This window comes from Oenococcus alcoholitolerans, from assembly GCF_051852995.1.
GTDB lineage: Bacteria > Bacillota > Bacilli > Lactobacillales > Lactobacillaceae > Oenococcus > Oenococcus alcoholitolerans.
In genome coordinates, this window is sequence record NZ_CP176042.1 from 1577874 (window position 1) to 1599308 (window position 21435).

Here is a 21435-nt window from a genome sequence, read left to right on the forward strand (position 1 = left end):
AATATTGACTTAACTTGATTTTTCTTAATGCATAAAGTAAAATTAAAAACTGCGTAAAATATTTCTAGAGGTATAGTTATGTCTAATAAAAATTTAACCGGCAAATCACCTTATAATTCATTCGCTGGCCCCCGTCCAGTCGCTCACAATCAGCAAAAGAAAAACCAATTAAAGAGGACTGCACAGTTGCAGCAATGGGCAAAAGGCGTTGAAGGCGTTGAACTTCCAAAAGCCGTAAAAATCAACGGAAAGTAATTAAAAACTCCAAGCGAGTTTTTTTATTTATCTTTTTTTACTTTTAACCTGTTTTTTCAAAAATATGCTGAGCCGACAATAAATAATTTATTTATTATTTATTTGTGATAGGGACTGCCTTCATTTATCATAAAAGCACGATAAATCTGTTCTAAAAGAACGACTCTTGCCAATTGATGCGGTAAAGTTATCCTGCCAAAAGAAATTTTTAAATCGGCTCTTTGTTTGATCTGTTTTGAAAGGCCAAGTGAACCGCCGATCACAAAATCGATCTTAGAAAATCCCTCAACAGGGATTTTTTTCAAATTCTCAGCAAGGTCCGGCGAGCTTATAAGTTTGCCCTCGATCGCCAAAGCAATAACAAAATCTTGGTTCGAAATCTTTTTACTTAGGGCTTCTCCCTCACGCTCGATTATTTCATTATTTTCTGCTGCACTAGCTTTTTCAGGAGTAGGCCGGTCCTTTACTTCAACTATATCTATCTTCGCAAATCTAGAAAGGCGTTTAGAATATTCAACGATCGCCTGTGAAAAATAATTTTCTTTTACTTTGCCTACGACCAAAATACGTATATTAAGCATAGAACCTATTATACTTGTTCGCTATTTTTTCCACTTTTCCACACGAACAAAAAAAATATCGGATAATACAAAAAGCCGTAGTAACGGCTTTTATAGCGTTCGTATGAAAAAGTTATCCACAAATTTAAATTTCATTTAATAATTTGTGGAAAGTTATTGGTGGAGAATTTCAGTCATTTTTATAGTCCTTGTATGACGAACAGAACCCCGATAAAAGGTCGCTTTTATCGAGTCGCCGACAGAAAGTTTGTATATGATATCCCGCATGTCAGCTAAATTATCAATTTTCTTGCCGTTAACAGCAACCAAAACATCGTATTTCTTAAGTCCTGCTTTACGTGCCGGGGAATCAGAACTGGAAAAACCAGCGATCACAACTCCATTATTAACACTGTTCGGAAGTTTCAGATTAGAATCACGCTCTTCATTTGAAACCTCGCTAAGATCAACAACCTCAACACCTAATGCAGGCCGAACGATACGACCGTTTTTAATCAATTTATTGATTATATCGACTGTCGTATTAGATGGAATTGCAAATCCCATCCCCTCAACAGCAACACCCGAAGTTGTTTGTGTTAATTTTTGAGAATTTATCCCGATAACTTGTCCAGCCATGTTGACTAAAGGACCGCCTGAATTACCAGGATTTATTGCGGCATCGGTTTGTATAGCAACCGAATCGCCGTAATTGGTCCTCCCATTTGAAGAAAGATTGGAAACCAGTCTTCTTGGAGACGATATGATACCAGCAGTAACTGAAGAAGCATAATCAGTACCTAGCGGCGAACCTATTGCCAAAACCGGCTGTCCGGTTGCTATTTGGTTTGAATTGCCAAATTGTGCAGAACTATTGATCCCGCTTCCAGGAATCCTCAAAACTGCCAGATCAGTCATGGCATCTGAACCAACTAAATGAGCAGTGACCTGCCGATTATTATATAAAACGACCCTTAAACGATCAGCACCTGCCACAACATGATGATTAGTAACTATGTAAGCCGCAGTTGGGGATGTTCTATAAATAACGCCGGAACCTTCAGACTGTGTTTGGAAATTATTTCCAGAATTTGATCCGTTCAAAGGAGAACCGTTGCCGGCCTGCTGTTGATTTACAACCGAAACTACCGCTTGTTTCAAGCCGTTATATACTTTTGTCGCATTAGAATTTCCAGTTACGATCGGAGCTTGAACAGTTGTTTTCCCATTTCCGGATACTCCAGTACTTCTGCCAATGAAATTAGTTGTTTGAGTATAAATATAGCCGGCTCCTGCAGCAACACCACCGCCTAAAACAGCTGAAGCAAAAATCGTTGCTACGATCCTGCCAAAATTATGATTTTTAACCTCGGGCTCATCAGTAAAGTTCGTATTTTTTTTATTTTTGTCATCCGGAGTCTGATTATTTTCCGGCTCTTGTATTTCTGGCATCTAAAACCTCCAAAACATTAATTAGTATACTAGCAGCTTGATTAAAAAAAGATTAAGAAAAATCAATTAAAATCTAATTTTGGCGAATTTATATCTATTTCTGGAAAACTAACATAGAAGGTCGTACCAACATCAACTTTAGACTCTACCCAAATCTTACCATGCAATGCAGTAACGACTTCTTTTGAAATAGCCAGACCCAAACCGGTTCCGCCCTGCCTTCTTGCCCGAGATTTATCAACCCGATAGAATCTAGTGAATATATTTTCCAGATCCTTTTTAGGTATACCCAAACCGTGATCCTTAACCGAAAGAACTAATTGGCCCGATCTATTTTGTATATCAACTTCAATATTTCCGCCATCAGGAGAATAATTTATAGCATTGTTGATCAAATTATCGACTACCTGCATAAATTTTTCCGAATCTATCTCAACATACAAAGCTTTATTTGAATCATACTTGCGAATGATCTGATATCTCTTATTCGAATGCATAGAGTGGCCTTGTTTGAACATAACTTTAAAACGGTTCAAAACATAATCGATAAACTTTGTAAAATTAACGGCTTCGATCTCCATTTTTGTACGGCCTTGATCCATTCTTGAAAGCTCCAGCAGATCATTGATCATACGGATCATCCGCTGCGTTTCATCATGAGCGACACCGAGGAATTCCTTTAAAATTTTCGGATCGCTGGACGCGCCTTCCTGCAAAGTTTCAATATAAGAATTTACCGAAGTCAAAGGTGTCCTTAATTCATGGCTAACGTTAGAAACGAAGTTTTTCTGATCATTTTCGATTTTTAATCTTCTAGTAACATCGCGCAAAACAACAACAGCTCCAGAAATAAAACCAGACTGGCGGCGTACAAGACTTGCAACGATATTTAATGTAGGATCGTCATCATTTTTTGGGTGTATGAAAAATCCTTGTGCGGATTGAAAAAGATCGCGCAGACTTATTTTTTTATCAGGAAAATCAAATAACTCGGCGATATTTTTCCCAACAGCGTCTTTAGAGTTGGGGAGCTGCAAGAAATCAAGTGCTGCCTGGTTGATTATCGTGATCGTACCATCCCGCGTGATAGCTAAAACACCATCAGTCATATTGGTCAGCAAAGAGTGCAAACGGTCTCTTTCCATATTAGAAATAGCGGTTTCAGAAGCCAAAGTGTCCGAAAGACTATTTATCCTTTTTGAAAGAGTACCGATCTCATCATGCAGCCTGATCGAATTCTTATTTAAATAATTCCCCTTAGTTATCTGCTCCGTTTGATCAGCTAATTCAGTGATCGGTTTAGTCAGGAACCTAGCCATCAGAAAACCGATCAAAATAGTCATCAGCAAAGGTACGAAAAGGGCTCCAACAAACATTTTTGTAATGTTGCTGATGGAATTATATATTTGTTCCATACTAGCCGAATATACAAAAACACCAACAGTAGATTGGCGGTCGCCTGGACGAGACTCCAACGGCACTGTGAGCGTTTCATAACGGCGGCCAAGAATATCGCCTCTCATTCTTCTTTGATAGCCGTCATATCCGGACATAGCCCGATATATGTTGCTTAAAATCGGTTGAGTGATCGTTGAGGATGCAGATATGGAATGGCCAGACAGCTGGCGCATAGCTAAATCCGATACACCGCGAATTACGCCTTTATTGTCGACGACATAAACATAATCTTGATTGCCAATATCGCCCAATGTTGATAAAACTTTATTGATATCTTGGTTAACAGCAGCAGAGTTTTGATTTTGCAGATCAGAAATAAGTTGATTTCTAACAGGATCAGGTATAGAAACTCGGTCATCAAAGGATTGTATCAATTGACTAGAATATTGGTTGACAAAAAAAGCCCCAACCAATCCGACGGTGGCTAATGTGATCAGAGTAAAAATCAGGGCAATCCTAAAATGTACCGAAAGAATAAATTTAGAGACTTTTTTTGAAATGCTATTCATCCTAGTAAATTAAATAATTTATCGTTTATTTCCTATTGCTATCCGGACGAACAAAGTATCCAACACCGCGTTTGGTCATCAAAACCTCTGGGTGTGAAGGAGAATCCTCGATTTTTTCACGTAAACGTCTGACAGTAACATCGACCGTTCTTACATCGCCAAAATAATCAAAACCCCAAACCTCAGTCAAAAGCGCTTCACGAGTGAGAACTTGTCCGGGACGCCTAGCCAAGTAGTGCAGCAAATCGAATTCACGGTGGGTCAGATCCAAATAAGAACCATCTTTTGTGACAGTATAAGCATCAGGATCGATCACTAAATCAGCTATTCTTATTTCTTTTTTGCTTTCATCTTGGTTCTCATTGACACCTGACAGCGTACCGCTTTTGCGTCTTAAATTAGCTTTGACACGCGCGATCAATTCACGATTTGAAAATGGTTTGGTAACATAATCATCAGCGCCCATTTCCAAACCCACCACCTTGTCTATCTCTGTATCTTTAGCGGTGACCATTATAACTGGCGTTGACGATTTAGTTCTGATTTGGCGAAGGACCTCTGTTCCCTCGATTTCAGGAAGCATTTGATCCAAAAGGACTAGGTCGGGGTTTTCATCGGCAAAAACTTCGAGTGCCTGACGGCCATCTAAAGCAGTCACGACATCATAGCCCTCTTTTTCCAAATTAAATTTAATTACGTCAACGATAGGTTTTTCATCATCGACTACAAGAATTTTACTCATACCGATCATTATACCAGCACCCTTAAAAATTTAGAAAAACTGCTTGCTTATATGTTGATAGTCGTGATAGAATAGACACTTGTTTGGATGCTTAGCTCAGCTGGCAGAGCAACGGACTCTTAATCCGTGGGTCCAGGGTTCGATCCCCTGAGCATCCATTTTTGTGTAACTTGAAGGTGCACAAAGCCCACTGTTAAGGCATTTTCAAGATTTAAGGTGTTGTGAATATGCCTAGATATTACCTTAAAAAGTAATACGAAAAGTAATATTGTTTTTTAAGAAAGTGAGGTCAAAAATGGTCTCACAATATAATCTCAATCAAGTCATTAAATAAATCGAAAAGAGATTAAAAATGACTGAAGAAAAAGTAACGATCAATGGAAAAGACTTGGAAAAGCTGACTGGAGATGTGCGTTTGTTAGATGATTTAAAGTTAATCATTGATTTCAATATCCAAGACAACCCGACTGAAGCATTAAATAACCAACAGGCTTTAAACGATCTGATTGATAGCCAAAGAGAAATTAACGCTGTCTGGTCAACATTTATAACCTTGTTGCATAATGCCGTTATCATGACCGATAAACTGGAAAACCAAACAATAGCAAGGGTCTCTAGTAAAGGCTGATATGTGGCTGCTGATCGCTTTAATGCTGATAATCGCCTGTGCTAAGCTGTTTGGCAAACTATTGCCATACTTGATACTGGCTTTGATTATCCTGTACTTAATTAAGCTGTGGTGGTTGATAGCCATCATTATCCTTGTTGCTATACTGATAAATAAAAAGCGTCCGTAATGGGCGTTTTTTCTTGCTTAATGGGATGTCTAATCAGTCAATATAACGGTAACGGCTTAGAAATATGTTTTCAGCCAGTCTCTTAATTATGCAGTTATTTACTATTGTCGCCTTTTGCGACGCTTGTGAATACTTAATGTATCCCTGCAGTACTGATCGGACTATAAACTACTGAGTACAAGCGTGGATACAAGCACGGTTGTAAATATAATTAAAAACAAAAACTTGTAGCCTGATAAATACCTGTATTAAGGCTTTCATATAGTTGCTACACTGCTCAACCTGTGTCCTTTAAGAGGACGGTGGTCTGAATAGTCGGGCAAAAACATAAGAAAACGGGGATGTCCTGTTTCGTTACCCCCTTGTTGTTTTTCTGCTGTTAACAAGTCATCCACTGAACGGATTGCTCCTCACTGTATTAAAAATTCGTTTTTCAAATTTTTTTGTTATCACGAATAATATTTATATATCTCTTAATATAGTTCGTTTTTAGGGTGCATTTAAGGGGTAGTTTTAAAGCATTTTTGTAAATACAAACGCCGTAACCGCACGGCTTTGGCGTTGGTAGACCCCCTATTAAAAAAGTTTTAAAAAAATTACTTTGACACGAAATGACAGTAATTGGTGCGCTCTTCTCAAACGGCAATGTAGGGGCGGCTTTGATATCATAGTACTATCAATTTAATATAATTAAAGCATGGCAATCATTAAAACAAAGTGGCTGAATCAAACAGTCCGTATCTTATGCCAATGTCTAAGCTACTGTCAAAGAAACCAAGACGGCTTAGCGATTGGCTTTGCTGACGGGAGTGTGTATTCACGCCCTGAATTGATTACAGCCGTCAAGTCAGCACTAAAGGACTGTCCCTTGCTAACTGTGCGATACACCAGTGAGCAGGCAACTAATACCTTAAAATCAGCTTTGTCTTTAAAGGACTTGCAAGCTATAACTCATTTAAGTCATACACAAGTCTGCTATCACTTAGCCAAAGAACGGCAGTTATTTGTCAAGCAGTCAAGAGAGATTGATGTGCTGAAGATAACTGAGTGCGCTCGGCATTCTGTTAGACAGCGTGTGTCTGGGCTTGATGTTCTTTTCACCTTTCCAAGAAGAAGACCAATGAAGGTATGACTAAAAGTCCTATTAACAAAGCCATTGACTGTGTCTGCAGCCAATATCCAATCTTGACTTTCACCCGTCTGTGTCGCTTTAAAGAAGCGCTGAGCCCTTATTTTGCCTATCAAAAAGCCTATAGAAGCACTGAAGACTATGAATCGTCTGTCAGACAAGATGAGCTGTTAAGAGTGCTGTACGGCTTATTTTTGGCTTGTCCCGTACTCAAAGCCAAGTATTGCAGAAGGAAGCTGTCACAAAAAGAACTCTGCACGATCTTCCACTGTTCAGCCAGTGCAATTAATGCACGATTAAGAAAGGAACGGGCTTATTTTGCTGATAACTTTAAGCTGTTTGATCTCAACCGATTAGGCAAGCAGATAGAAGATAAGCACTGTAAAGATGTTGTGCTACGTATCTAATCATCCCCACAAGGATGTTTTTTAATATTTATGTAGAAATAAATAAGTTTATCAGTGGGGATGTTGCAACTAACTCACCTAAACTAACCTCTTATTAACCGCATGAAGGTGTCTGACGGTTACTAACTAACCTCCTATTAACCCTTAAAACCGCATAACCACGGGCTTTATGGGCAAAAGGGTTAGGTTAACAGCTTCTCAAACCTTCTATATATATATTATTTATTATGCTTTTATAAAATGTTAAAAGTAGTTAACCCTAACCTAATTGGCTTAAACGTTGATATAACGGCATTCTTGAGGTTAACAAAGGGTTAGCGCGTTACGTGAGGCACCTTGAGAAGGTTAGTTAGGGGTTAGCCAACATAAAAAAAAGACCCTTGCAGGTCTCATATTGCTTATTTTATCTTGGTATATCTTTGTACGTTGTGAACGTTAGACCTTTTCCAGTCGCTTTTAGTAGTGAATATCATTGCCACTTCGTTCCTTGCTTTTCTGCGCTCTCTTGTGCTTGCATATCTATAATCATCCCCGAGTGCTATATCAGTCAGTTCGGTTAATTTATAATGCTTGCCAATAGGCTGGTTGCTGATAGCTTGTTCAATATTCTCAGTGGCTTCGTCTGTGGCTGTATATATTTTCTGTTCCTTAGCAAGCTGTTCTTCTTCTTTTGAGCTTAAGCGGAAATTATAGCCATGGTTGAATGAGTAGACTGCTTCGCCCCAAAGTTGCTTAATGTCTTCGGCTGTTAGATTATGAATATCAGTTTCCCGCTGGTCTTTGTCTGGGTGCAAGACCATAAAACGTCTATCGCCAGTCTTATCTTTAAGCGGTTGAGGTTCGTTTGTTGTCATGCCTATCACGAAACCAGCAGGATACTTCTGTGGCAACTTATCATAAGGCAGTCTGAACTCGAGGTGTGTCTGTGTAACTAATGATTTTACGGCGTCTATCCCTGATCTGTTCTTTGCTTTTATCTCATCATCATTTACTATCCAGTGGCTGACCATCAGCTTATAGTTATCTTTATTAGTGAAGTCGGTGACACTATCAGTGTAAAACTGGTCATTAACCGCTATTTTTCTAAAGAAAGTTGTTTTATTTGAAGCGGGCGAGCCTTGTAATAGCAAGACCTCATCAAACTGTGTATCTGGTTTATAAGCCTTAGCCACTGCGCCGACTAGCCATAATTTAAACATTCTAGCGTTAAAGTCGGTTTGCTTTACGCCTAGATATTTGTGCATAAATGTGTGAATACGTGGCTGATTGTCCCAATGTGCTACAGCGTCATCTAAGTAATCAATTAGCGGGTTATAAGCGTTCTCGTGGGCAAGCTGTTCAATAGCTGTGATTGCTAAGTCAGGCTTGATCTGATAATTGTATAAGGTGTCGCTGGCATAACTGATAATCGCTTTAATAAAATCATTACCGATCTCGCCCGACTTGAATTTATAGGTGCTGATTTTAATGGTTTTATCAGAAACAAGTTCGGTATTGTTGGAAAACTCGTTAAATTTTAAGAGGTCATCCCCAAAAGGATGTATCGCCATTCTGACAAAAGCCAGTACGTTCTTGAGGTTGTTCTTTCTTAATGACCCGTCTTGATTTCTAGCAAACATATCAGGCGTTGGAGATGCTTGAGACTGAAGCAACTTTAAACGGTTTTTTAGCTTGGTAGTTTTGCTATTATCGTGATCAGCCATTATTCACCTCCAGTCAATAGAGTTTTTAGTTTGTTTAACTCTGATTGATAAATATAAAAACCAGTTTCTACACCGCTTGTACGTTCTTGACTGCGGGAAATTCTAGACTGTGCTTGCGCTAGATAAGCATTCAATTCGCTTTGACTAGCGGGGATGAACATGCCTGTTTGCTCACCGTAAGTGATACTGGCTAAGGGAAGGTTGTATTTTGCTGTTAGAAGATGTGTATAGGTATAAACCGTTCTGGCTGTCAGATTAAGTAATTTTGCTATTGTTTCGACTGTTCTAGCATTTTTCATACCATAAGGGACTGAATTAGCCACTACTTTTAAATACGCTGGTATTTTTAAATTATCAAAATAGCCTGTATTACCTGAAGAAAATTCAGGCATGCCTTTAAACTCAAGTTGTTCAAAATGAATAAGTGTTCTTGTATTATTAGAAGTGGCTAGATGATTATTATCTAGTTGTGTATTTGATCTGTTAGTGCCAGTGCCCTCGAAAGCTGAAGCGTTAGCAGATTTTTTTGTATTTTTATTTTTCATTTAGCTGATTTCCTTCTTTTCAAAGTATGCTAAGATGTCGCTAGTCTTATATAATTTCAAGCTATCAATTAAGATAGGATGAATATCGCCTGACTGCACCAAGCGATCAAACGTCCTTTCACTTATCGAAAACAGTTTTCTAGCGTCCCGCCTACGAAAAGTTATGGGAAAGAACTTCTCATCATTATTCATGAGATAGCTCCTGAATAGCTTTTAAAATTAATTCTTTTTTGTTGCTGGTTAACTTATCTTCTCTTCTAAGCCATACGATTAACGTTTTTTCAGCCACGCCGATTTGATCCGCTACTTTCCATTGTGGGAATGAAGCTGATTTGATTTGAGATTTAAGAGATTTTGTTTGTGTTGTCATGATTTTTGCCTTTCTAATATTTATAACGTTGATTTATCACCACCAACGTTATAAGATAAGTGTACAAAATATTTTGAGAACTTGAAATAGCAAAATATGTACTTGACAAACTTTGTACTTTAAAAATTATGGAATTATTTAATCTAAAACAATTAGGAAAGAATATTAAAGACCTGCGAAATACTGCTAATATGACGCAAGAGGCTTTAAGCATTAAAATTGACGCAAGCGGTAAAAGTGCCATCAATAACTGGGAACACGGTCAAAATAAACCTAGTGATGAATACTTACAACGCATGGCTACTTTCTTTAAAGTTAATAAATTTAGAATATTGTTCAAAGATAATACCCAGCTTCAAACGTTCGTAATTAATTCAATTAATTATCAATTTGAACAGATAAAATCCAAACTAAGAGATAAAAAAGTCCTGTCACAAGAGCAAAAAAAGATATGGGATCTGGTCAATAACTATTATTCTGTTAGATCCATTAACTTTATTTGTTTTATGGGTTTGTTTAACGTGACTAATCAATTAATCGGTATATCAAAGAAACACGAAAAAAAACTATATGAATTAAGAGATAATAGTTTAGATATTGTTTTTAGTGCAATACAAATAAAAATATACAGACGCTTTTCAAGCAAACTACCATTAGATACCATTAAAAAGAATATTTATAGTTCTATGTCAACAAAACAAATAAAAGAACTGTCTAAAAAAACTATATCCATTTTAAAAGATCCTAATGCAAAAAGAGACGCAAAAATCGAAGCACATAAAGTATCTAAAGGTATTGAAGAAGCGTTCTTGTTCGGATCAAAGGATGCGGAAAATCAGATAAGAAAAATTGAAATTAAACAAGATGGCGATATGTCTGATGATGTTGGTTATCAGATCGTTAAAGATATGAGAAATGATTTTATTGATCGAGATTTTAAAATATCAGAATTAAAAAATATACTAGTTGAATACTTTTTCCAAGGGTTAGTTAACAGTACAAAAAAAATTGTTTCCAAAGATTATAAATTGCCACCTTTTTCTCAGATAAAACTTTTAAAAGAAACATTAGAATCGTTAACTTTTACAATTTTAGGGGCAAAAAATGGTGAATTCGGTATAACTGATTTTGAAATAAACTCGTTAACAAGAGATCTGTTAAATAAAGAAAAAATATTTATTTTTCAACTATTAGATAATGTTTGCGCAATAGAAAATCTGTATAAAGACTATCGTATAGACTTTAAAAACAGGCGTGGCCTTTTAAGTTCATATTTTAATGGGCTTTCTGGAGCAGATTTAAACCGCTACATAACAGGCAAAGACAAGCCTTAAAAACTCACGTATTGATTTGATTGATTGATTATTTGTGTTGCCATGAATTAAATTCATGCAGATTAAAAATAAAGTCCTGAAAAACGGATTAAAGTCTTATTATTTTAGAATTGTATTAAACGGCAGACCGACTATGAAAAGCGGTTTTACCAGCAAAAAAGAGGCTACTAATGCCTATCGTGCTTACAAAGTAGCTGAAGCCAACGGGCAGTTAGAGAGCCAAAAAACAAAGCGGATGAAGTTTTCTGAACTGGCTGAAGAATGGTTAAAGACCAAAGCAAAAAGCGTCAAGCCGTCCACTTTAGTCAAGATTAAAGAGCGTTATAAGTTGCATATCAAGCCTTATTTTGCGGGGATGTATTTAGATGAATTGACCCCGATCAAAGCGCAAAAGTTTGTTAACCATATCGCTTCTAAGTTAGTTGGCTACACTGATACGCTCGATATTGTCAATCAAGTTTATAAAAAAGCGGTTCAGTATGGCTATCTCGATAAGAACCCTTTTGATAGTGTAGATAGACCACGAACTAAAAAAGCACCCGTTAAAGACTCAGTGAAGTTCTACGATAAAGAACAACTCATCAAGTTTTTAACCAGTGCTTATAACTTATATGCTAAAGACCATTATAGCCGATATGTGTTTTTCAGGTTATTAGCCTTTACTGGTATGCGAAAAGGCGAGGCATTAGCATTACAGTGGTCAGATATAAACCTAGTCAGTAAACAATTAACCATATCTAAGACAATAGTGACTACTGCTGATGGTGAAAAAGTCAGCAATGAAGCCAAGACCAAGGCAAGCAATCGTACGATCATGCTTGATAATGACACCGTTAAAGTGCTGTCTGAGTGGAAATATCGCCAACATGAGCAATTTAAAGAACTGGGCTATCCATCATCCCCGTGTGAGTACGTATTCAACAGCGCAACTAATTCATTTATCACACTGGGCAAGCCTAGAAACTGGTGTCGAGAGATTGCTGAACATGCAGGACTAGCGCCTATCATCATTCATGGTTTCAGACACACTTATGCTACTTTAGCTGTTCAGGCCGGAATGGATATTAAACAACTCCAGTACCAGCTCGGTCATAATGACGTGCATACGACTTTACAGATATATGCCGAGGTTACTAAAAAGCAGAAAACAGAAACAGCAAGTATATTTTCAAAATTCATCAACGAAAGTAATATTAAAAGTAATATTTAAAATTATTAAATCGTTAAAGCCTTACGGGGCAAGGGATAGAGCGTTTATGGTTCGATCCCCTGAGCATCCATTTTTGTGTAACTTGAAGGTGCACAAAGCCCACTGTTAAGGCATTTATAAGAATCCAAGAGTCATCATATGATTCAAATTACTCAAGTTTGCGACTCAAAAAAGTAAATTTAATTCAAGCATTCTCAATTTAGAAGGGTGCTTTTTTGTATCCGAAATAGTGGGGGATGAATATAACTATGCGAACATATGCTTACATAGTTCAACGATCAATCATTTATCTTAACTATGTATTCTTTAGACTATCAGCACTTATGGCCATACGTAAGGATGAATCGTTAGCTCCGACTTGGCAGGATATCAATCTAATCAGCAAGCAGAAAAACAGAAACGGTATCCTCTTTTTCAAACTTTATTAAATGCTACTCAAAATATGACTCAAAATGATGATGATAACTTAAAACTCTTGCTGCATAAGAGGCACAGTGTTTACGATTCGATAACCTAGCATCCATTTTAAAAAAACTCAGCGTGTTATTGCTGAGTTTTTTGTTTGCTTTTTGTAGTATTATTACTTTCTTTACCGGATCCAAATGGGTAAATACCAAGAAAATCAAGAAGAAAAGTAACGATAGGCAAGCCAACGATCATTCCCCATATGCCTAATAGATGCTCCATGAATATCAAAATCAACAAAATAACAAAAACGGGTAATCTTGTGACATTTGACATCAATCTAGGATGCAAAAAATAAGTTTCCAACAGATGGATAAAAATGGTCAAGATTATCAATATAATAACAGTCGTCCAACCGTTTATAGAATAAGCGATTATGGAAAGCGGGATAAGTGAAATAACAACACCAAGGATCGGGATCATCCCCAAAATAAGAATCATAAAAAACAACGTTATCAGGTAAGGAAAATTTAAAAAATAAAGTCCAATAGTCATCAAAGTAGTATTTATCAAGCTTATAGTTATTTGAACTGTGAACAAACTGCCCAGAATGTGAACAAAACGTACACAAATACGATATAAATCAGCAAAAAAAGGGATTCGGTTATTTTTCCTGCATTCATCGATCCAAGAAAAAACCTGTTTATGGGTCAAAACGAAAATAAATGAAAGTACATTGGCCAAAACAAAAGAGTAGATCCCAAAGCCTAATCTTTGTATTTTCCGTAAACCAAAAGTCAAAGCAGAATGATTATTTATGTATCTGTCGATCTTAAAAAAACCATAACTACGCAAAAACTCACGATTTGCGATCTCTTTTTGGATCATTGGCATTATATTATGGAATTGGATCGTAACGATATTATAAACAGACATCAAGGTCAAAGCTAATGCCGTCAAAACAACAGCATATATTACCAACAAACTTACACCGCGATTAAAAATTACTTTTTCACGTAAAAAATTAGTGAACCTTAATAAAAGATAAGAAATTATGCAAGTAAAAATTATCAATGGAAAAAGTTTTTCCATAAAAATCAAGACTGCAATGATCAAAAGCAGAGCAAGAGTTTTTCTAAAATTTGGTGTGATTTTTTCGTTTATTTTCATTTAATTCCTAATTAATTCCTATTTTCGAAAATCAATCTTAGATTATTTATAACATAACTTTTTACGAAGATTTCGATCTAAAAAACGATTTTGGACCATTTTCCTTTTAATCAAAACGACTATTTTTACCCCGTATAATTAGATATATGAGAAAAACAGCATCAGCAGGACAAGCGGTGATCGTTGCAGGCAGCAGAACTCCATTTGGAAATTATCAAGGTTTGCTATCTTCATATTCGGCAGTCGACTTAGCTGTCGAAGCAGGTAAAAGTCTTTTAAAAAATAATCATATTTCTCCTAAAATGGTTTCCCAACTTATCTTAGGCAATGTTTATCAGGCTGCTTTAGGACAAAATACAGCTCGTCAAACAGCAATTCAGATCGGTCTGGATTTTTCCAGTACGGCCTTCACTGTTAATCAAGCTTGTGCATCAGGAATGAAAGCTGTCCAACTAGCAGCCCAAATGATCAACAGCGATCCTGAACAAGCCATTTTAGCCGGAGGAACGGATAGTATGACTAACGCCAGCAAAATCATCGGCGACAAAAATCTGCTTTTTTCCGACGGTTTGATCGATCCCTTTAATGGTCAAAGCATGGGTTTTGAGACTGAAATTTTAGCTGAAAAATTCAAAATCGATCGGCAGCAGCAAGATCAATGGCTTATTTCATCACAAAAAAAGGCAGCCAAAGCCTTAAACGAGGACTTTTTCAAGGAAGAGATCGTTCCGCTAAAAACTGGCCGAAACACTATCCTAGATCACGATGAAACTATCAGAAGAAAATTAGATCTCGACAAAATAAAAAAATTAAAAGCTGCTTTCAAAGATCAAGGAACGATAACAGCGGCAACCGCTGCCAACATCAGCGACGGTGCCTGTCTGCTGCTGATAACCAGTAAAAAATTTGCCAATCAGCATAATTGGCCGATTTTAGCCCAAATCGGTCAAATTGAACAAGCAGGAGTACAGCCGGAACTGTTCGGCTACGGTCCCGTAACCGCTGCGAGGAAAATTTTAAAAAGTCAAAATAAAACGATCAGCCAATACGATCTGTTTGAAATAAATGAAGCTTTTGCGGCCCAGACGATCGTTGATGCTAAAGAACTTTCAATACCGTATGACAAAATAAATTTGAACGGAGGGTCGCTGGCTTTCGGCCATCCTCTGGCAGCATCCGGAGCAAGAATAATTTTCACACTTGCACGAGAAATAAAAAAAGAATCATTGAACAGCGGAATAGCAATGATATGTGTCGGCGGCGGCATGGGCATGGCAATGGAGATATATTCAAATGAAAAAAATATATAAAATGGCCATAGAAGAAAGAATAAGTTTTCTAAAACAAATGGGGCTGCCCGAAAAAGCTTTAGAAAATATAAAATATAAAACTGCACTCAGCAATGACCAAATCGATCATTTTATTGAAAACGGTATTGGCCAAATCGAAATACCATTGGGATTAGCAACTGATTTTTTGATAAATGGCAGGGAATATCTAGTACCAATGGCAACTGAAGAGCCATCCGTGGTTGCTGCCGCTTCAAACGGTGCTATGCGAATAAAAAAATCCGGCGGTTTTATATCTAACATCGAAAATGAATACATGATCGGCCAAATAATTTTTGATAAACTGCAAAATCCAGACTTGTTTGCAAAAAAATTAGATTCGTCAAAAAAAATCCTCTTTGAATTAGCAGAAAAAGTAAATCCGCGAGCTGTAAAAAGAGGTGACGGTTTAAAAAAAATTATTTTCCATCAAAACACAAAAAATGATTGGATAGAACTCAGGATCGCCAGTCAGCAATCAATGGGTGCTAATTTGATAGATTCGATCGCCGAAAAAATAAAAAATTGGATAGAAAATAACCTGCTAACAAAAAACGATGACGTATTGGCCGCGATTTTAAGCAATAGTTCAAAAAAAAAGATAGTTCATTTAAGCGGAAAAGTAAGTTTTGATGACTTGAAAACCAGGCAGATGACTGGGGAAAAAGTTGCAGAAAAAATCGCAGCTCTAAGCGGTTTTGCAAAAATAAATAACGAAAGAAGAGCAACCGATTTTAAGGGCATGCTAAATGGAATAGAGGCAGTTTGTCTAGCGACTGCTAATGATACTAGAGCCGTTACCGCTTCGTTACTAGAAAGTTACCAAAAACCAGATAGTAAGTTAGTAGAATGGTTTCTAGGAACAGACAATTTTCTGCGTTTTAAAGCTGATATTCCAATGCCTGTAGGTGTTATCGGCGGTGCGATAAATTATTTACCCTACTCTAAATATTCACTTGAACTTTTGGGCAAACCGAAAGCTGAAGAATTAATGTCTATCACAGCCTGTGTTGGAGTCGCTAATAACCTTGCTGCGACAAGAGCACTAGTAACAGAAGGTATTCAAGCGGGCCATATGCCTTTGCAGAATAAAAGAAAAGAGATGCAAAAATGAATGTCGGTATTGACAGAATAAATTTTTATACACCTGAATTTTATTTAGATTTAAAAGATTTGGCCGAAGCAAGATCCGTTGATCCAAATAAATATCTCCTTGGACTGATGCAAAAACAAATGTCAGTCGCACCAGCAGATCAAGACTCGGTAACCCTGGCGGCTAATGCGGCCAAAAGAGTAGTGGACGGTATTGATAAAGACGATGTCGGTTTGATCATATTTGCAACTGAATCTTCGATCGATCAATCGAAATCCGGCTCTTTATATCTTCAAGAACTGCTGAAACTATCAAATAGTGCAAGAAGCTTTGAGATTAAAGAAGCCTGCTACGGCGGCACGGCTGCCCTTATGAGCGCATGCGACTATGTGAGAACTCATCCAAATAAAAAAGCTTTGATAACAGCTTCAGATATTGCAAGATATGGTCTTAATACTCCAGGAGAAGTAACTCAAGGCGCGGGAGCGGTGGCGATGATAATATCCAAAGATCCAAATATTGCCGCCATAAGCCAAGATAACGAGGTCTACAGTGAACAAATAATGGATTTTTGGCGTCCTAACTATCAAAAAAACGCCATTGCAAATGGTCATTATTCTCAAGAAAAATATCTGGAGTTTTTCAAAACAGTTTTCGAAGAGTATATAAATAAAAATAAAAGCGACTTTGCGGCTTTGTTATTTCATGTTCCATACAGCAAACTAGCTTATAAAGCTTTTAAAATAGCCTGTGAAAAAATCGATCCAAGTACACGAGAAATGTTAAAAAAGAGATTCGATCTTTCAATAGACCTTAATCAAAAGGTCGGAAACATCTATACAGCGTCAATATATTTAAGTCTGATATCTTTGATAATTCAAGATCCAAGCCTTAAGAAAGGTGATAAATTGGGACTATTTAGTTACGGATCCGGCGCAGTCGGAGATTTCTTTTCTATTGAGTTGACCGATCGTTTTAAAAAATCTATCGACAAAAAAACAATAGTTGAACAGATCAAGCGTAGAAAAAAATTATCGATACAAGAATATGAGCAATTTTTCAAAGAACAGACAGAAATTGAAGCAAAAGAAATTAGTATTGAACAAAAAACTAATTTAAAAGACTTCCGTTTTCTTGGTATAAAAAAAGATCAAAGACAATACAGCCATTGATCTTTTTTTGTTAGATAACAAAATTAGTCGGTTCCCAGTCCCAAGGTGCAACAGTTTCTTGTACCCGGTCTTCTCCCTGAAAAGTTGAGACATCATGAGTTAAATGCACTTGAACAGGTTTTTTGACTATCTGTTTTTTAAAATCATCAAAATCAGTGAAAATATGGTTATCAGCAGCTCCACAAGCAATCGCGATCGCATTCAAACTCGTAAAACGGTAATCTGGATTTCGGTCGGAATTCCAAACGGTAGTGAAAAAAGACCGTCCGCCAAAGCGCCCGCTGCTGTTAACTAGAGAGCTTTCTTCAGGAATATCCTTTCTTACCTCAATTTGAAATTGAATACCTTCGTTACCGGTAGCGGCTTTCCTTCTATTTACATCCTTTATAATTACCTCGTAGTCCCCAATTGGAAGGACATTATAATTACCTTCATCCAACATGTGTTCATAATCAGTTTTTAAAAAATTTTCCATCATGTAACCTCCACGTTTTTTTACGTATTTTTGGAGTTATTTTTAAATTGACGTAAATTTTTTTTGGTGTTTTAATTAGACCATCGTGTATAAGAATCATTCAAAAAGCTCATCAATGCTTAAAATAATACCCATTTTCCTTTGGACGGTCGCCAGTTTATTCATTTCAAGGATCATAATACAAATATCGATCCCATTTTTCTTCAATAGGCCGCAAGGCAATTTTTTGTCTTTTTCTTATCATTTGAGACCGATGGATATACCAACTGCTTTTTTGATAAATTCATTTTATGAATTTGTTTTTCTAATTTTGTTGATTTTAGGCAATGCCTTGTTTTTTAAAATTAAAATTAACTTTTCAACTCTGAAAATTGGATCAGCAATAATCTACTCTTTGCCGATCCTAATTTTTCTTTCCAGCAATATATTATTGGCAAGCAGACAATTAGCTATCGGAAATCAATCTGACCAACAAATCATATTAGCAGTCGTTTTTGCGGTCTTAGTCGGTTTTGCCGAAGAATACGCTTTTAGAGGAATGATGCTTGGCAACCTGCTGTCGTCCACAAATAAAAACTCGTTTTTTTATTTTGCCGCCATCATAATACAAGGTGCAGCATTCGGTGTTTTACATTCAATAAATCTTTTTCACCAAAGCGCCTCGCTGACCATAACCCAAATGGTTTATGCAAGTGCGATCGGAATAATTTTCGGCATAGTTTATACAAAAACTTCAGTATTGATCGTTCCTATTTTGATCCACGCATTGATAGACGGTTCTGCTTTTATAGCACAGCCTGACTCGATCATCAGAGTAGACATGACGGTCGTACCAATTAGAACGACTTATGCAATGATCGTCATTTTGATCCTAATAATTATTTATGCTGCATTAACTATATTTTTGGCAAATAAAAAAGAGCTCAATAAGCTCTGGAAATAAAAAAACTGTCCAGGCTGGGTTCGAACCAGCGACATCCGCATTAACAGTGCGGCGTTCTACCACTGAACTACTAGACAATGATTTGAAACAATATAAATATTGTACACACATCCTAAAAAAAACGCAAGAAAAAAGATTTAATTTTTATAGACGGAAATACCTATAAAATATTAGTTATGAGTATAACGCTTTTCATAGTATTTATATTGATCGGTCTTTTTGCCGGAACCTTTGGATCAGTCCTTGGCCTTGGCGGCGGCATGATAATAACTCCAATTTTAGTCCTTGCATTGAACCTGCCGATAAGATATGCCATAGCCGCATCGATAATAGCTGTCATCGGAACATCTTCAGGCGCTTCAGTCGCATACTTAAAAGACGACCTATTAAACATTAGATTGGCGATGTTTTTAGAGATATTTACAACTATCGGCGCACTTTGCGGGGCAATTTTAGTCGGATTATTCAACGCGACCTGGTTGAATGCTTTTTTTGGTTTATTGCTTTTATATCAAGCGTTGACCATGTGGCAAAAACTTAGAAATAAAAACGCCGATAAACCAGCCGACAAAACTGACAGAATTTCAAAAACATTGAAATTAGATTCTAGTTACTATGACAAGCTCAGCAAAAAAACAATTGATTATCATATTCAAAAGGTGCCGTTAGGTGGATTGGTCATGTTCGGTGCGGGTCTAGCCTCGGGTCTATTAGGCATTGGGTCTGGATCTTTTAAAGTTTTTGCCATGGATACTGTGATGAGAATGCCGTTAAAACCCTCAAGTGCGACATCCAACTTTATGATGGGAGTAACGGCTGCTGCATCGGCCCTAGTCTACTTTTTAAACGGAACCTTGAGACCTCTGATCGTTGCCCCGATAGCTATAGGGATCGTGATCGGATCAACTTTTGGTTCAAAAATAATGCCTTCTTTGCCTAATAAATTAATAAGGCAAATATTCATACCTGTCGTTTTAATAGCTGGTATCCAATTAATAATCAAAGCATTCGGGGTTAATTTATACTGATGGAGCAAAGTAAGATCGAGAAAAAAAACGAAACACAAATAGAGAAAACCGTAGGATGGATATTAAGGACCGGTGTTTTTATTTCTATTGTCATAATGTTGATCGGGGTGATCATTTTTTTTGTAAAGGGAAACGATGGCTACCCAAATAAAATACCTTCAAATTTGTTAAGTCTGTTCAACGGCCTACTGCAGGCAAAAGCTGCCGCATGGATGATGATAGGAATATTTGTTTTGATACTAACACCAGCCATACGGGTTTTTGCTTCGATATTTGCATTTTTATTTGAAAAAGATTATTTGTATACTACGATAACAGCAATTGTTTTCTTGATTTTGGTTTTTGCAGCAATCATAGGTCTGTCTTGATATAAAAAGGGTATAAAATGAAAAAAATTGACTTAGTAGCAATAGATATAGACGGCACACTTTTGTCTAATCAGCAAACGGTGCCAGAAAATAATATAAAAGCGATCAGAAAAGCAGTCGCAGAAGGCAAAAAAGTTGTCATAGCATCTGGAAGACCGCTATCAGGAATATTGCCTTGGTTGAATATAATCGGCGTTCCAATATCAGACGATCAGTTCGTTATTGCATTTAACGGTGCCTTGATACAGACAACTTCAGGCAAAATAATTGCTAAAAATCCAGTTACATATCAAGACTATCTCGACATACAAAAATTTGCCGATAATAGGCAAGCATACTTTCAAATAGAATCAACTGACGGTTCTCACACGATAGACCGTTTCGTACCCAACGAAGCACAGATGGAAAATTATCTAGTAAATAGTCCGCTTTTTATTCACGATAAAATGCCGGAGGAAGTGGAACTAATAAAGCCGATCATCAACGGGAGCAAAAGAAAATTAGACAGTTTACAACAAAATTTGCCCCTCGATTTAAAGACAAATTTAGACGTTGTTAGAGGTGCTTGGTATAACTTAGAATTTATGTCCAAAAAAGCGACAAAGGGTTCAGGATTGCAAAAAATAAGCGAATTTTTAAATATAGATCTAAATTCATCTATGGCGATCGGTGATCAAGGAAACGATCTTTCGATGTTCGAAAAATCCGGGATTTCAGTTGCTATGGGCAATGCAAGTAAAGACATACAGAACAAAGCAGATTTTGTAACGAAAAACAATAATGAAGCCGGCGTTGGTTATGCAATATCAAAATTTGTAATTTAAAAGAGTTTTTTCAAAAAAGGGTTGATATTCGTTAAATTATAATTTAAAATAATTTAGTCGAATCACTTGGGAGTGTAGCGAAGTGGTTAAACGCTGCGGACTGTAAATCCGCCCTCTTACGAGTTCGTAGGTTCGAATCCTACCGCTCCCATTGATAA

The 21435-nt window shown here is 36.9% G+C and carries 22 protein-coding genes and 3 tRNA genes; 15 read left to right on the forward strand and 10 right to left on the reverse strand.

Annotated features, from left to right (window positions below; all coding sequences use genetic code 11):
• Positions 1-78 precede the first annotated feature (78 nt).
• Entirely contained in the window at positions 79-255 is a 177-nt protein-coding gene (locus ACKP2L_RS08485) for a hypothetical protein (protein WP_439425418.1), read from the forward strand.
• A 98-nt stretch (positions 256-353) separates the two neighbouring features.
• Here ACKP2L_RS08485 and rlmH read toward each other — a convergent pair whose 3' ends face one another.
• The 4 genes from rlmH to yycF form a co-directional block, all read right to left on the reverse strand.
• Positions 354-836, reverse strand: coding sequence for a 23S rRNA (pseudouridine(1915)-N(3))-methyltransferase RlmH (gene rlmH / locus ACKP2L_RS08490; protein WP_439425419.1), 483 nt, complete (start codon positions 834-836; stop codon positions 354-356).
• A gap of 153 nt (positions 837-989) precedes the next feature.
• On the reverse strand, positions 990-2267 hold the full coding sequence (locus ACKP2L_RS08495; RefSeq protein ID WP_439425420.1) for a S1C family serine protease: 1278 nt from the start codon (positions 2265-2267) through the stop codon (positions 990-992).
• A gap of 62 nt (positions 2268-2329) precedes the next feature.
• Positions 2330-4234, reverse strand: a complete 1905-nt coding sequence (locus tag ACKP2L_RS08500) for an ATP-binding protein (RefSeq protein ID WP_439425421.1) — start codon at positions 4232-4234, stop codon at positions 2330-2332.
• A gap of 25 nt (positions 4235-4259) precedes the next feature.
• The gene (yycF, locus tag ACKP2L_RS08505) at positions 4260-4976 is read right to left on the reverse strand and encodes a response regulator YycF (RefSeq protein WP_439425422.1); all 717 of its coding nucleotides are present in this window, start codon (positions 4974-4976) and stop codon (positions 4260-4262) included.
• Positions 4977-5061: 85 nt separating this feature from the next.
• Between yycF and ACKP2L_RS08510 the strand changes: the two genes are divergently transcribed.
• From ACKP2L_RS08510 to ACKP2L_RS08525, 4 genes are all read left to right on the forward strand, one after another.
• Positions 5062-5134, forward strand: a tRNA-Lys gene (locus ACKP2L_RS08510).
• Between the two features lie 194 nt (positions 5135-5328).
• Positions 5329-5604, forward strand: coding sequence for a hypothetical protein (locus ACKP2L_RS08515; protein WP_439425423.1), 276 nt, complete (start codon positions 5329-5331; stop codon positions 5602-5604).
• Positions 5605-6650: 1046 nt separating this feature from the next.
• A complete protein-coding gene (locus ACKP2L_RS08520) occupies positions 6651-6905 on the forward strand; it encodes a hypothetical protein (RefSeq protein WP_439425424.1) in 255 nt (84 codons plus the stop codon).
• On the forward strand, positions 6902-7309 hold the full coding sequence (locus ACKP2L_RS08525) for a hypothetical protein (RefSeq protein WP_439425425.1): 408 nt from the start codon (positions 6902-6904) through the stop codon (positions 7307-7309). The genes ACKP2L_RS08520 and ACKP2L_RS08525 overlap by 4 nt, the downstream gene beginning before the upstream one ends.
• Positions 7310-7707: 398 nt before the next feature.
• Here ACKP2L_RS08525 and ACKP2L_RS08530 read toward each other — a convergent pair whose 3' ends face one another.
• From ACKP2L_RS08530 to ACKP2L_RS08540, 3 genes are all read right to left on the reverse strand, one after another.
• Positions 7708-9012, reverse strand: a complete 1305-nt coding sequence (locus tag ACKP2L_RS08530) for a virulence-associated E family protein (protein WP_439425426.1) — start codon at positions 9010-9012, stop codon at positions 7708-7710.
• Positions 9012-9557: a hypothetical protein gene (locus tag ACKP2L_RS08535; RefSeq protein ID WP_439425427.1), complete on the reverse strand. Its 546-nt coding sequence runs from the start codon at positions 9555-9557 to the stop codon at positions 9012-9014. Before ACKP2L_RS08535 ends, ACKP2L_RS08530 begins: the two co-directional genes overlap by 1 nt.
• A gap of 184 nt (positions 9558-9741) precedes the next feature.
• Complete coding sequence (locus ACKP2L_RS08540; protein ID WP_439425428.1) at positions 9742-9927, reverse strand: hypothetical protein; 186 nt, start codon at positions 9925-9927, stop codon at positions 9742-9744.
• Between the two features lie 128 nt (positions 9928-10055).
• Between ACKP2L_RS08540 and ACKP2L_RS08545 the strand changes: the two genes are divergently transcribed.
• Both ACKP2L_RS08545 and ACKP2L_RS08550 read left to right on the forward strand, forming a co-directional pair.
• The gene (locus ACKP2L_RS08545; protein WP_439425429.1) at positions 10056-11261 is read left to right on the forward strand and encodes a helix-turn-helix domain-containing protein; all 1206 of its coding nucleotides are present in this window, start codon (positions 10056-10058) and stop codon (positions 11259-11261) included.
• A gap of 55 nt (positions 11262-11316) precedes the next feature.
• Positions 11317-12471: a tyrosine-type recombinase/integrase gene (locus ACKP2L_RS08550; protein ID WP_439425430.1), complete on the forward strand. Its 1155-nt coding sequence runs from the start codon at positions 11317-11319 to the stop codon at positions 12469-12471.
• A gap of 543 nt (positions 12472-13014) precedes the next feature.
• Here the strand turns inward: ACKP2L_RS08550 and ACKP2L_RS08555 are convergent.
• Positions 13015-14046, reverse strand: coding sequence for an AI-2E family transporter (locus ACKP2L_RS08555; protein WP_439425431.1), 1032 nt, complete (start codon positions 14044-14046; stop codon positions 13015-13017).
• A gap of 146 nt (positions 14047-14192) precedes the next feature.
• On the opposite strand from ACKP2L_RS08555, the gene ACKP2L_RS08560 reads away from it, so the two are divergent.
• Genes ACKP2L_RS08560 through ACKP2L_RS08570 form a run of 3 tightly spaced genes read left to right on the forward strand, consistent with a single transcriptional unit; the run spans position 14193 to position 17639 of the window.
• A complete protein-coding gene (locus tag ACKP2L_RS08560) occupies positions 14193-15356 on the forward strand; it encodes a thiolase family protein (RefSeq protein WP_439425432.1) in 1164 nt (387 codons plus the stop codon).
• Positions 15340-16488: a hydroxymethylglutaryl-CoA reductase, degradative gene (locus ACKP2L_RS08565; RefSeq protein WP_439425433.1), complete on the forward strand. Its 1149-nt coding sequence runs from the start codon at positions 15340-15342 to the stop codon at positions 16486-16488. The genes ACKP2L_RS08560 and ACKP2L_RS08565 overlap by 17 nt, the downstream gene beginning before the upstream one ends.
• On the forward strand, positions 16485-17639 hold the full coding sequence (locus ACKP2L_RS08570) for a hydroxymethylglutaryl-CoA synthase (protein WP_439425434.1): 1155 nt from the start codon (positions 16485-16487) through the stop codon (positions 17637-17639). The genes ACKP2L_RS08565 and ACKP2L_RS08570 overlap by 4 nt, the downstream gene beginning before the upstream one ends.
• Before the next feature lie 10 nt (positions 17640-17649).
• Here the strand turns inward: ACKP2L_RS08570 and ACKP2L_RS08575 are convergent, their stop codons facing one another.
• A complete protein-coding gene (locus tag ACKP2L_RS08575) occupies positions 17650-18117 on the reverse strand; it encodes a DUF669 domain-containing protein (protein WP_439425435.1) in 468 nt (155 codons plus the stop codon).
• A gap of 112 nt (positions 18118-18229) precedes the next feature.
• On the opposite strand from ACKP2L_RS08575, the gene ACKP2L_RS08580 reads away from it, so the two are divergent.
• The gene (locus ACKP2L_RS08580; RefSeq protein WP_439425436.1) at positions 18230-19057 is read left to right on the forward strand and encodes a lysostaphin resistance A-like protein; all 828 of its coding nucleotides are present in this window, start codon (positions 18230-18232) and stop codon (positions 19055-19057) included.
• 5 nt (positions 19058-19062) lie between these two features.
• On the opposite strand, the gene ACKP2L_RS08585 is transcribed toward ACKP2L_RS08580, so the two are convergent.
• Positions 19063-19134: transfer RNA gene (locus tag ACKP2L_RS08585), tRNA-Asn, on the reverse strand.
• A 99-nt stretch (positions 19135-19233) separates the two neighbouring features.
• On the opposite strand from ACKP2L_RS08585, the gene ACKP2L_RS08590 reads away from it, so the two are divergent.
• From ACKP2L_RS08590 to ACKP2L_RS08605, 4 genes are all read left to right on the forward strand, one after another.
• Positions 19234-20085 (forward strand): sulfite exporter TauE/SafE family protein, encoded by an 852-nt coding sequence (locus ACKP2L_RS08590; RefSeq protein WP_439425437.1) that lies wholly within the window; start codon positions 19234-19236, stop codon positions 20083-20085.
• On the forward strand, positions 20085-20453 hold the full coding sequence (locus ACKP2L_RS08595) for a DUF1634 domain-containing protein (RefSeq protein ID WP_439425438.1): 369 nt from the start codon (positions 20085-20087) through the stop codon (positions 20451-20453). The genes ACKP2L_RS08590 and ACKP2L_RS08595 overlap by 1 nt, the downstream gene beginning before the upstream one ends.
• A 17-nt stretch (positions 20454-20470) precedes the next feature.
• The gene (locus ACKP2L_RS08600) at positions 20471-21277 is read left to right on the forward strand and encodes a Cof-type HAD-IIB family hydrolase (RefSeq protein ID WP_439425439.1); all 807 of its coding nucleotides are present in this window, start codon (positions 20471-20473) and stop codon (positions 21275-21277) included.
• Positions 21278-21345: 68 nt separating this feature from the next.
• Positions 21346-21428, forward strand: a tRNA-Tyr gene (locus ACKP2L_RS08605).
• The last annotated feature ends 7 nt before the right edge of the window (positions 21429-21435 follow it).